Source organism: Dermacoccus sp. SAI-028, from assembly GCF_004346775.1.
Classification (GTDB): Bacteria; Actinomycetota; Actinomycetes; order Actinomycetales; family Dermatophilaceae; genus Dermacoccus; species Dermacoccus nishinomiyaensis.
Map to the genome: position 1 here is coordinate 2,228,482 of NZ_SMFS01000001.1, position 11,939 is coordinate 2,240,420.

The window sequence follows — 11,939 nt, forward strand, 5'->3', positions numbered from 1 at the left end:
GGCCCGGCAAGCAGAACACCCGCTTGCCGGACCTTCACCGGGTGGCGACTCAGTTGGACGGAGTCGTGGGAACCGTGATCTTGCCGTCGACGACCTGCTTCTTCAGGTCATCGACGGTCTTGAGCGTGTCGGCGGACAGGTGGTTGCCCGTCGTGGAGAGCGAGACGCCGTCCTCCTTGAGGCCGTAGACCTTGTTGCCGCCCTTGAACGAGTCGTCCTTGACCGAGTTGACGAAGTCCTCGACCGTGCCCGCGCAGCGCTTCGTCGCGGACGTCAGGACGGAGCCGGCGACGGACTTGTCAGCCGTCAGGGCCTGGTCGGAGTCGACGCCGATGGCCCACTTGCCCTTGGAGTGCGCCGAGGAGATGACGCCGTCGCCCGACTTGCCGGCCGCGGCGAAGACGATGTCGGCGCCGGACTGGAACATGGCGTCGGCAGCGGCCTTGCCGCCGGGGGTGTCGTTGAAGCCCTTGCCGTCGGAGGCGAGGTACTTCGAGTCGACCTTGATGTTCGGGTTGACCTTCTTCGCGCCCGCGATGTAGCCGGCCTCGAACTTCTGGATGAGCGGCACCTTGAGCGCGCCGACGAAGCCGATGTGGCCCGTCTTGCTCGTCTTGGCGGCCGCGGCACCGGCGAGGTAGGAGGACTCGTTCTCCTTGAAGGTGATCTGCTCGACGTTCGAGCCGGCCGACGCGGGCGTCGCGTCGTCGATGATCGCGAACTTGACGTTCGGGAACTTCTTGGCGACCTGGCCGACGGCGTTCGCGTAGACGAAGCCGACGGCGACGATCGCCTTGTTGCCCGAGGAGGCGAGCTGCGTGAGGCGGTTGACACGCGCCTGGTCGTTGTCCGACTCGGAGGCCTCGGCCGTCGTGATCGACAGGTTCGAGATCTTCTTCTTCGCGTCCTCGAGGCCCTGGTAGGAGGCGTCGTTGAAGGAGTGGTCACCACGGCCACCCACGTCGAAGGCGATGGCGGCCTTGAACTGGTCGGTGCCCCCGGAGGACGAACCGGAGGACTTGTCGTTCGAACCACAGGCGGCGAGACCGGCCGTCATGGCGACGGCGGCAGCGATGGAAACAACCCGCTTCACGGGGACTCCTTGGGTCTATCGGAACGAAGGCCGCATCGTGCGTCAGCACCCGGGGCGGGCGAGCGACGTCCAGGCACGCGATGCGTGCTCACGACAGGCTTCGTCTTGGCAGAGGTGGCGCACGTCACGCCACCGGACCGGTTCAGCCTACCGGGGTCGCGCACCGGGTTGAAGCGACAACGATCCGAGGTGACCGAACCGTTATTGGGCGCCGCCGCGACTCGATGAGATACAGCACACGCTCCGCCTCCGGCGGTGGGTTCTCACCGGGGCCCGCCGCGCCGCTCAGCGCGGCAACGGCGGGTCGGCGACGACGACGAGCGGGCTCGTGCGGCCCGCGCCGTCATGATCTTCGACGAGGTCGTCGACGATGTCGACGAGCGGGTCGCTCAGGCCCGCGGGTAGCGCGCCGAGGCCCTTGAGCCGCAGGACCATGCCGTCCTCGCGCGCGACGACGTCGCCGAGGCATTCCTCGAGGGCGTCCCAGTTTCCGCCGAAATAAGCGGGCAGCTCGAGCTGGCGCGCGAGAGTGCGCATGAGGTCGGGCTTGTCCGCCACCCCGGCGAGGCGCACCTCGACGAAGCCCCACCCCGCGTCCTTGCACAGCGAGCGCAACTCGTCGGACGTCGGGCCTGTCAGCCCCCGCGGCACCCAGCCGCCCTGGCCCGCCTCGATCAGCCCACGCACCGTCGCAGCCGTCATCTCTGCACCCTCCGGAAGCTCTCGTAGTGGTCGCCCGTGTAATAGATGGTGCCGTCCTTGCCTTGGATCAACCTGCGAGCGCCGCGGTCGGATTCCCCCGGCGTCTCGACGGTGTACTCGTGGTACCAGCCGCGCGGATGCTTGGGCAGGCGGCCCTCACGGTTGGCGAAGACGATGCCGTCACGCGAGTACGGGAACGGTCCCCCTGCGTCGATGAGCTTCAGCGTCGCCCGCGCCTGCGCGGGCAGCTGCGCGACGGGCACCACGTCGGCGGCATCGCCGTCACCCGATGTGGGGGCACTCGACGGTGCCCGGCCCGCCCCGCCCGACTTCGCCCCGCCCGACTTCTCACCGGACGACGACGGGCCGTCCGAGTAGGTCGCGGGCGAGAACTTCGACGACGGAGAGCTGCTCGAGCCGCCTCCTCCCCCGCGCCCGGTGAGGACAGCGAGTAGCGCGATGACGGCGAGGACGGCGAGCGCGATCGTCGCGATCTTCTGGCCGATCCCCATGCCGGCCAGGGGTGACTTGCGGGAGCTCAGGGCCACCACGTCCTTCTCGTTCGGGGGCCCGAGCCCGGGCCGGAGGTATCGACGATTTCTCGAGCGTGCTCATTGTCGCGCGGCCGCGCACCGACGCCGCTCGTTCACCTCGGCCGGCCCGAGCGATGCCTCAGAACGCGTCGCGCGGCGTGTACTTGCCCCACACCGCGCGCAGGGCGTCGCTCACCTCGCCGCCGGTGGCGCCGACGGCGTGGGCCTCACGCATCGGCCACAGGACGTTGTCGGCGCCGGAGGCCGCGGTCTGCAGCTTCTCCAGCGCCGCGTCGACGGCACCCTGATCGCGGATTGCCCGCAGCGTGGCGAGACGCTCGCACTGCTCGGCCTCGATCGCCGGGTCGACGCGCAGCGGCTCGTACGGCTCCTCCTCGTCGAGGGTGTACTTGTTGACGGCGACGACGACCCGCTCCCCCGAGTCGATCTGCAGCGCGACGTCGTAGGCGCTCTTCTCGATCTCGTTCTTCTGGAAGCCCTCTTCGATGGCGCGCACCGCCCCGCCCTTGTCCTCGACGGCCTGGATGAGCGTCATCGCCTCTTCCTCGAGGTCGTCCGTCATGGACTCGACGACGTAGGAGCCGGCGAACGGGTCGACGGTCTTCGTCACGTCGGTCTCGAACGCGAGGATCTGCTGGGTGCGCAGCGCGAGGCGAGCGGCCTTGGCCGTCGGCAGCGCGATGGCTTCGTCGTAGCTGTTGGTGTGCAGGCTCTGCGTGCCGCCGAGGACGGCGCCGAGGCCCTGCAGCGCGACGCGCACGAGGTTGACCTCGGGCTGCTGCGCCGTCAGCTGCACGCCAGCGGTCTGGGTGTGGAAGCGCAGCATCTGCGACTTGGGGTTCTTCGCACCGAACTCCTCACGCATGATGCGCGCCCAGAGGCGGCGCGCCGCACGGAACTTGGCGACCTCTTCGAGCAGCGTCGTGCGGGCGACGAAGAAGAACGACAGGCGGGGCGCGAAGTCGTCGACGTCGAGGCCGGCCGCGAGCGCCGCGCGGACGTATTCCTTGGCGTTGGCGAGGGTGAAGGCGATCTCCTGCGCGGGCGTCGCCCCGGCCTCGGCCATGTGGTAGCCGGAGATGGAGATCGTGTTCCAGCGGGGTATCTCGGTGTGGCAGTACTCGAAGATGTTCGAGATGAGGCGCAGCGACTCGGCGGGCGGGTAGATGTACGTGCCGCGGGCGATGTACTCCTTGAGGACGTCGTTCTGGATCGTGCCCGTCAGCTTCGAACCCGGGATGCCCTGGCGCTCGGCAGCGAGCTGGTACATGAGCAGCAGGCTCGAGGCGGGCGCGTTGATCGTCATCGACGTCGAGACCTCGTCGAGCGGCAGCCCGTCGAACAGGACGAGCATGTCGTCGAGGGAGTCGATGGCGACGCCGACCTTGCCGACCTCACCGTGCGCGAGAGCCGCGTCGGAGTCGTAGCCCATCTGCGTCGGCAGGTCGAACGCGACCGACAAGCCGCCCGTGCCGTTGGCGACGAGCTCGTGGTAACGCTGGTTGCTCTCCCGCGCCGTGCCGAAACCGGCGTACTGACGCATCGTCCAGGGGCGCCCCGTGTACATCGACGGGTAGACGCCGCGCGTGAAGGGGTAGGAGCCCGGCTCGCCCAGGCGAGTCGTGGGGTCGAACCCGGCGAGATCGTTGGCCGAGTACACCGGTTTGAGGCCGAGACCCGATTCGGTCGTCTGCTTGCGATCGTCTACGCCACTCATGAGGGCACTGTAACGCGCGTCACGTCCGCCCGTGGGGGTGGGGCGTCCCCGCCGCGGTCTATGGCCCATGCGGCGTGCCCGTCGACGCGGGCCGCCCCGCTCAGCGCCGGCGGATCCGCAGTGCTTCGTTGAGGTCGCGCACGAGGGCGGGCCCGCGGTAGATGAACCCGGAGTACACCTGCACCAGGTCGGCTCCGGCGTCGACGAGCGCGAGCCCGTCGTCGGCGTTCATGACGCCCCCGACCCCGATGATCGGTAGTTGGGTGCGTGCGGCGAGGAACCCGACGACGGCGCGGGCCCGGCGGGTCAGGGGCGCGCCGGACAGGCCGCCGGCCTCGTGTGCGAGGCGCTGCTCGGAGGGGGCCACGCCGTCGCGCGTCAGGGTCGTGTTCGTCGCGATGAGGCCGGCGACTCCAGCGCCGTGTGCGACGTCGAGCACGTCCTCGAGGGCGTCCTCGGTGAGATCGGGGGCGATCTTGACGAACACCGGCGTCGCGCGTGTGCCGCGCTGCGCGGCGAGGTGCGCCTCGCGTGTCGTGATCGCCTGCAGCAGTTCGAGCAGCGGCGCCTTGTCCTGCAGCGAGCGCAGTCCGGGGGTGTTGGGGCTCGAGACGTTGACGGCGAAGTAGTCGGCGAGGCCCGACAGGCGTCCGAGCGACGTGAGGTAGTCGCCCACGGCGTCTTCGACGGGTGTGGTCTTCGTCTTGCCGAGGCTCACACCGATGGGAATCTTGACGGTCCCCGTGGCGCGTGCGGCGCGCAGGGTGGCGGCGAGCGCTTCGGAGCCGGCGTTGTTGAAGCCCATCCGGTTGATGATGCCCTCGCTCGCCTTGAGGCGGAACAGGCGCGGTGTCGGGTTGCCGGGCTGCGCGTGCGCCGTCACGGTGCCGACCTCGACATGGCCGAAGCCGAGTGCCTGCCAGGACGTGACGGCGACGCCGTCCTTGTCGACGCCCGCGGCGAGGCCGACACGGCCGGGGAAGTCGATGCCGGCCAGGGTGACGGGGTCCGACGGCGCACCGAGCGCGGCGCCGAGGGCGTCGACGGCCAGGCCGTTGCCCGGCAGCGCACCGAGTTGCGCCATTGCCTTGATCGTCGCGTGGTGCGCTGCTTCGGCGTCTCCCCCGCCGATGCGGAAGAGAGCGGGCCTCAGCGCCTTCTCGTACCCGTGGGTGAGCGCGGCGCGGCGGAGGGCGTCGAGATCGAGGTTCATGCCGTCATTGTCGCCGATGGAACCAGCCTCACCGCATCAACCACGCGCAGCGGATAGGCGCCTCCCACTTCTGCGGATGCCTTGTCGGGTTGAACTCTACCGGCGTGACGACGAGGGGCGTAGCACGACACTGTGTCTGTGCTCGCTCAACGGTGTTTGCCCATGTCGGACCCTCGGCGTTCTGCGGATCCCCGCGAAAATCAAGGATCATGCCAACGAGGAACGCGCACGCCACGAGGATGGGCAGCGTCTTTTGACCTCGACCCCACAGCAGCCTCCCCACTCCGACCGCCACCATGGCGAGAAGAATTGACGGCACCAGTGAATACCGTGACGGTTGACCCGCCGCGAACCAGTTTGAGACGGTGAGATCTTGAGGTGACGCGAAGACGATCGAACAAGCCAAAAGATACCAGGCTGTGGCAAGCATCAGAAGGAGCCGACGGTCGCGGCACTTCAGCAGGATGGCAATAGGCAGAAGCACGCCAAGCGCCACGACCGGCCAGGGGGCCAGCTTGTTTGCCACCATCGTACCGGTGACGCCGAACTGCGGGATCTCAAGCCCTCTCACCACGAACTGACCCAAGAGTTCTCCTGGCAGATGGAGCCAAGCAGATACACCAGCTTGTCGCGCCCCCGAGTCAAGCATTGCCGCGTGAATGAGGGCACCTGTGATCGCCGTCAGAGGCGCCAGCCAACCCCGCCCCCGATTCAGCCACACGCCCATGGCCAGAACCGGGATCAACGCAATGGCCAGCGGATCCGACAGCGCGCACAGCAGCCCTGTCACACTCGCCAATGCTGCGCGCAATCCGGTCAGACGTGAGAGCGCGATGACCACGAGGCCCGCGTCACAGAACCACCGCTCGTTGGTCAGGTTGCCGAGCACTTCGTGCTGCCCTGCCGGTACAAGGACGAACATCGAGGCGGCGACAGCGCTGCTCTTCGGTGACCAGTCCAGTGATCTGAACGCCCAGTAGCTGACCGTGGCGAGCCAGATGCGCCACCCCGCGGCCAAAACACCAATCACCGGAGCGAACGCCTCAGGTGGCAACGAAGCCGCAAAAGCCGTGGTCAGCCGCGGTACGACGTGAAGGTAGCCCGTGTACAGCTCGAATACAGAACCCCATCCATGCTCCACCCAGTCATGCAGGAATATGACTCCGTCTTCCTTGTGGACATGGGACAGGGTCCATCCCGAGATCCGAGGGAGGCACAAGAAGACGAACGATGCACTCACGAGCACAGTTGCGGCCCGAGCTCCGATCGTGAATTCGCGTCCCAACAACGCGTCAGCCCTTGCCCTCCAAGTCATGACTGCTACACGCATTCCCATTCGATAACCCCCGCTAGGTATCTGCCAGCTTCGATGAGGTGTGGTGACCACATGACTGGCCCAGCTCAGTGCTCCAGCTTGGTCAACCTCAGGTGAGGTCTTCGCGGCCACTCAGCTTGAGTTGTTCGACGATCTTCTTGACGTCCTGCGCTCGTTCGCGCGTCGTGACGAGTACCGCGTCGACGGTGTCGACGACGACGACGTCCTCGATGCCCATGGCGACGACGGTGCGGCCGGAGCGCGGCGCGACGACGCCTGTCGCGTCCTGCATGACGACGAGTTCGCTCTCGCCGAGCACCTTGACGCCGGGTGCGTCCGCGGACTCCACGAGCAGCGACGCGAGTGAGGCGAAGTCGCCGACGTCGTCCCACGTGAAGGAGCCGGGCACCGTCGCGACGCGGCCGTCGACGGCGGCGGGCTCGGCGATCGCGTTGTCGATGGCGATCTTCGTCAGGCGCGGCCACAGCTCCGACAGGCGGAACGGGTTGTCGGCGATGATGCGCAGGTACTCGGCGAGGCGCGGCTGGTAGTGCTCGATCATCTCCATGAGGGTCGCGGCGCGAACCACGAACATGCCGGCGTTCCACGCGTATTCGCCGGTGGCGACGTACGCCTGGGCCGTCGGGCCGTCCGGTTTCTCGACGAAGGCCTTGACGATGGTCGCGTCGGGGGCGCCCGCGATGCCGAGGTTGCTGCCGGCGCGGATATACCCGAAGCCGGTCGACGGGTATGTCGGACGGATGGCGACGGTGACGAGGTAGCCCTGCCGGGCCACCTCGACGGCCTGACGCACGGTGTCCTCGAACACGGACGTGTCCCCGACGACCTGGTCGGCGGCGAACGAGCCGAGCACGGCGTCCGGGTCACGCCGTTCGAGCATGGCCGCGGCGAGGCCGATGGCGGGCATCGACTCGCGCGGGCTGGGTTCGACGAGCAGGTCGTTCGGGCCGAGCTCGGGCAGCTGCTCACGCACGGCCTCGGCGTGCGAGGCGCCCGTGACGATGAGGAGGTTGGAGCCGCACAGCGGCTGCAGCCGGTCGACCGTCCCCTGCAGCAGCGAGCGCCCCGACCCGGTGAGATCGTGCAGGAACTTCGGCGAGTTCGCGCGCGACAGCGGCCACAACCGTGTTCCCGATCCACCCGCGGGAATCACACCCCAGAAGCCCTCGATCGGGCTCGACTGCACGTCTGACATGACCCTTACCGTAGTTCACCCGGGCGGGCGTGGCGGGTCGAGGCGTGCATTCGCGTGGGGCCACGCGCTGTTCACCTGACGCTCAGCGTGGCGCCATCGCGCGGGTGCGCACGCGTCACCGTCGCGGGGTGTGCTGAGCACGTGCGAATTGCGATCGTCACCGAATCGTTCCTGCCGACGCTCAACGGCGTCACCACGAGCGTGTGCCGGGTGCTCGACTGTCTCGCGGCTGCCGGAGGGCACGACGTTCTCGTCATCTGCCCCTCCCCCGCCCCGACACATTACCTCGGCTTTCGTGTGACGACGGTGCCGACCGTCACTCTTCGCGCGTTCCGTGTCGGGCTGCCGACCCGGAGACTCGAACAGATCCTGCGCGATTTCGCTCCGGACGTCGTTCATGCCGCCTCACCCTTCGGCCTCGGCGCGCGAGGGTTGGCTGCGGCGCGCAACCTCGGTATCCCCACGGTTGCCATCTACCAGACCGACATGCCCAGTTACGTCGCACAGCACGGTGGGCCCGTCGGCCCCCTTGCACATCGCGCGTCGTGGACCTGGGTGCGTCACCTGCATTCCCTCGCCGACCTGACGCTCGCTCCGAGCAGCGCGGCGATCACCGAGCTCGCCGCGCACGGCGTGCCGCGTGTTGCGCTGTGGGGGCGCGGCGTCGACACGGCCACCTACTCGCCCGAGCTGCGCCGCTCGCCGCAGGTCGCGCAGCTGCGCTCACGCCTCGCGCCGAACGGCGAGGTGATCGTCGGGTACGTCGGGCGTCTCGCGCCGGAGAAGGAATTGCACCGCCTCGCCGAGATCGCCGACCTGCCGGGCATCAGCATCGCGCTGGTCGGTGAGGGCCCTTCTCGGGATGAGATCGCCGCACTGCTGCCGCGCGCGCACTTCCTCGGCCGTCAGGAGGGCGCGACACTCGCCCACAGCTACGCGAGCTTCGACATCTTCTGCCACACGGGCACGAAGGAGACCTTCGGACAGACGCTGCAAGAGGCGATGGCGTCGCGGTTGCCCGTCGTCGCGCCCGCAGCCGGGGGCCCGCTCGACATCGTCAAGCCGGGCGTCACCGGTCTGCTGTTCAACCCGGACGCGTCCGGCTCGCTGCGGCAGAGCATCGGGACGCTCGTGAGCGACGAGGCGATGCGCGAGCGCATGGGCGCCTCGGGCGCGCGCAAGATGGCCGGCCGCTCCTGGAACGGCATGACGCAGCGTCTGCTCGACTACTACGCGAGCGTCATCGCCGGGTCCCGGGCCCGCTCGGTCTCCCGCGCGGCGTAACAGCCGAACCAGACAGCCGTCTTGCAGAAGAAGGACCCTACGAGCCCGAATCGACACCTTCGATACGGGCCGATATGTCAGCATTCTGCAGGAAAGGTGCTGCGGCGAACACCTCCGCCTCATCCCACTCCCACCAAGCGATGTCGCGTAGACGCGCTAACGTCCGATCGTCGAAGCGCTTACGTACCACCCGCGCTCGCGAACCAGCCACGATGGTATAGGGCTCGATGTCCCTCGTCACGACGGATCGAGCACCAACGACCGCACCGTGGCCGATGGTCACACCCGACATGATCAACGCCTCGAAACCCACCCAGACATCACTGCCGACCTCGACGTTCCCACGGCTCAACGGATGGCCATGGATTCCTGAGAATCTCGCGTCAAGGGTGTTGAACGGGTATGTGATCACCCAGTCCGGGCGGTGACCACCACCTACCCAATAGACAGAACCTTCTCCCAGCGAACATTAGTCGCCGATCGTGAGCGTGTGCTGCTCCGCGTCATGGAAAACCCGAATCTTGCCGTAGGCATGGGCCCTATCGCGTACTCAGGATGCTCCCGGGCGGTATTCCCCAAGACCTGCACAGCACGCAGACTGCGATAACGCTGGCGCAGTTTGGTTCCGGGACCTGTCTGCAGAGCAAGACGCCTGATGGACGAGACCATCTTCAGCTACCCCCTCGTCGTACAAGCATGCTCACGCCTTTACGGCTTCTGACGAGCGCGCTCAGCAACGGCGGACCGTGGACGGACGCCCCCGCAGGCTTCTTGACATGGGTCCCGCGGATACGATCGAACAACGCGTCGACGTACTCCACAGCGTTGTACGGCGTCCCGCCCCAGAACCGCACGCGCGCCGCGTGCGACCGTACGAGATCCGTTGCGAAGATGAGCCATGAGGCGTCCGGTCTCGCATGCATCTCCACGTCGAACCAACGAGACAGCGTCGCGGCTGGCACCCTTACCCCCCGGACGGCATTTGCAACGTTCGTCCCGTGGATGTATTGGAGCCACATCGGGCGGCCACCGGTGATGACTTCCCGTATCGGGCCATGCCGGCGCACCAGGCCATGATTGAAGTGTGCGTGGCTGAGCACGACGCGCGGCGGTTCGGACCCGCGCCGTTCGATGAGGCTCATGAATGGGCCCGACGGTTCGTCGTAGGAGTACACCCGGCCCTTGTCATCGAGTTGTAAACCGCGCGGGAAGGTGACGAACAGCAGGTCCTGGCGGGCAAACTCTTCCTGCACGCTTCGGATGAAGCCGCGAGAGAGTGCGTCGTCACTATCCACCCGCGTCGTGATGAGGTATTCACGAGTACTCAGCTTCTCCACATCGCGCACGACGCGGTCCCAGTAGACGTCATGTGTCCAGATGGGAACGAAGAGCCCAGCGGCAAGTTCATCCACGGCGGCACGGAACCCCGATGAACACCGCTCATCGAAATACACGAGCCACGTGAAGGGCGCGGCCCCGCTTTGGCTGCGCATGCTGGGGCACAGGAGCTTGCGGAAGATCGCCAACCGGTACCAGCACCACTCCTGTGATGCGGGTTCGGCGTCAGGGGCGAACACCGCAGAGAATTGCGTGATGACGATGTGGTCGAAACTTTCGCTGGTTTTGGGCTGGCAGGGAGGCTCGACGACGGACGAGCGAGCCGCTCGGGGCCGAACGCGCTCATACAAGTGACCTGCCGAAGTGACGACCGCCCGAGCACCCCGGTCCTTGGAGACACCACTACCACCGCGAACAGCTAACCACCCGGTACGAAGATTCGTGCGCGTCTCTTTGCAAAGATAGCGTCGGTTCCTGCGATCACCGTAGACGTCCGCGTGCTTCTGCCAGACGACCATCTCAGTCCGGGCCGAACTGAACACCTTGCGTATACGGTTCATCGTGCCGACAGTCTGTCTGGCTTGAATTCTCATCGACGGCCACCCGACAATTGCATGACCTTTTTTTCTGAGACGCAGCGCGAGTTCGGAGTCATCCATTCCGTACCCTGCTAGATCTTCGTCGAATCCGCCTGCAGCCTCGAGCGTCGCGCGGCGCACAGCGAAGTTGCAGGACTCGACGATGGGCATGTCCGTGTACACGCTCGGATTCATGACGCGGGGGGGAGCATCAACAGGCGTCATGTCGTGGATGAGGCCCATGAGAGCTTCGTGCTGACGCAAGCCGTCCTCCGCCGCCGCCAACCAGCCCGGTTCGACGATGTCGTCCTGATCGCAGTACACGAGGTGGTCAGCTCGCGCCGATGCAGCCGCAAGGTTGCGCACGTACGGAATGTTGCCTGGCTTCGCACCACCGTCGATCATGCGCACCGGCGCAGGGAGGGTTCGCGCCAGCTCGCTCACGACGTCCCAGGTGCCATCAGTCGAACCGTTGTCCACCACCACGTACTCCCAAGGGAAATCGGCATCCTGTCGCGCGAGGGAGGCCATCAGCGTGGGCAGGTAGCGGGCTCCGTTGTAAGTGATGGTGAGAACACTGATGGAGGGTCGCGCCGCTGGAGAAGACGTCACCCGCAGAGCATAACCGTGCAGCTCACGGGCCGTTCGGCAACGGGTGAAGCTCGGCTCGGTCGGCGTGTGTCCCATGACGCTCGCCAGCCGCCGGGAAGCCAGCCCCACGAAAGTCTGCACCTTCCCCGAGGGGCTGGAGAAATCGGAGATTGCCTCACGCAATACGGGTCCGCCGACGGGCTGCAGTAAGCCGATCGACGCCGGGAGGCGGGCGCCGGGGATTGGCGTGGGGTCGATTGTGGTTCTGGTCCAGATTGAGGAGGGACGAGCTCGATCTCGCCGGGCATGATCGTCACGTTGACTCAGCCGATGCCCAT

Annotated in this window: 10 protein-coding genes; 1 reads left to right on the plus strand and 9 read right to left on the minus strand. The window is 67.0% G+C overall.

Features of this window, described 5'->3' with window-relative positions; translation table 11 throughout:
• Nucleotides 1–49: 49 nt before the first annotated feature.
• The 7 genes from EDC82_RS10155 to EDC82_RS10185 form a co-directional block, all read right to left on the minus strand.
• Nucleotides 50–1,093: a BMP family protein gene (locus tag EDC82_RS10155; RefSeq protein ID WP_038569024.1), complete on the minus strand. Its 1,044-nt coding sequence runs from the start codon at nt 1,091–1,093 to the stop codon at nt 50–52.
• 285 nt (nt 1,094–1,378) lie between these two features.
• Nucleotides 1,379–1,795 carry a barstar family protein gene (locus EDC82_RS10160; protein ID WP_115297269.1) on the minus strand — a complete coding sequence of 139 codons (417 nt, stop codon included), beginning with the start codon at nt 1,793–1,795 and terminating at the stop codon, nt 1,379–1,381.
• Complete coding sequence (locus EDC82_RS10165) at nt 1,792–2,346, minus strand: ribonuclease domain-containing protein (protein ID WP_235006193.1); 555 nt, start codon at nt 2,344–2,346, stop codon at nt 1,792–1,794. Before EDC82_RS10165 ends, EDC82_RS10160 begins: the two co-directional genes overlap by 4 nt.
• Before the next feature lie 121 nt (nt 2,347–2,467).
• Nucleotides 2,468–4,066, minus strand: a complete 1,599-nt coding sequence (locus EDC82_RS10170) for a methylmalonyl-CoA mutase (RefSeq protein ID WP_131941362.1) — start codon at nt 4,064–4,066, stop codon at nt 2,468–2,470.
• A gap of 100 nt (nt 4,067–4,166) precedes the next feature.
• Nucleotides 4,167–5,279 carry a quinone-dependent dihydroorotate dehydrogenase gene (locus EDC82_RS10175; RefSeq protein ID WP_131941364.1) on the minus strand — a complete coding sequence of 371 codons (1,113 nt, stop codon included), beginning with the start codon at nt 5,277–5,279 and terminating at the stop codon, nt 4,167–4,169.
• A gap of 28 nt (nt 5,280–5,307) precedes the next feature.
• A complete protein-coding gene (locus EDC82_RS10180) occupies nt 5,308–6,519 on the minus strand; it encodes a hypothetical protein (RefSeq protein ID WP_131941366.1) in 1,212 nt (403 codons plus the stop codon).
• Between the two features lie 184 nt (nt 6,520–6,703).
• Complete coding sequence (locus tag EDC82_RS10185; protein ID WP_131941369.1) at nt 6,704–7,810, minus strand: mannose-1-phosphate guanylyltransferase; 1,107 nt, start codon at nt 7,808–7,810, stop codon at nt 6,704–6,706.
• Between the two features lie 141 nt (nt 7,811–7,951).
• Between EDC82_RS10185 and EDC82_RS10190 the strand changes: the two genes are divergently transcribed.
• Nucleotides 7,952–9,094: a glycosyltransferase family 1 protein gene (locus tag EDC82_RS10190; RefSeq protein ID WP_074046563.1), complete on the plus strand. Its 1,143-nt coding sequence runs from the start codon at nt 7,952–7,954 to the stop codon at nt 9,092–9,094.
• Nucleotides 9,095–9,131: 37 nt separating this feature from the next.
• Here the strand turns inward: EDC82_RS10190 and EDC82_RS15165 are convergent, their stop codons facing one another.
• On the minus strand, nt 9,132–9,506 hold the full coding sequence (locus tag EDC82_RS15165) for a CatB-related O-acetyltransferase (protein ID WP_286697315.1): 375 nt from the start codon (nt 9,504–9,506) through the stop codon (nt 9,132–9,134).
• A 259-nt stretch (nt 9,507–9,765) separates the two neighbouring features.
• Nucleotides 9,766–11,622 (minus strand): glycosyltransferase, encoded by a 1,857-nt coding sequence (locus tag EDC82_RS10200; RefSeq protein WP_160126223.1) that lies wholly within the window; start codon nt 11,620–11,622, stop codon nt 9,766–9,768.
• Nucleotides 11,623–11,939: the final 317 nt, after the last annotated feature.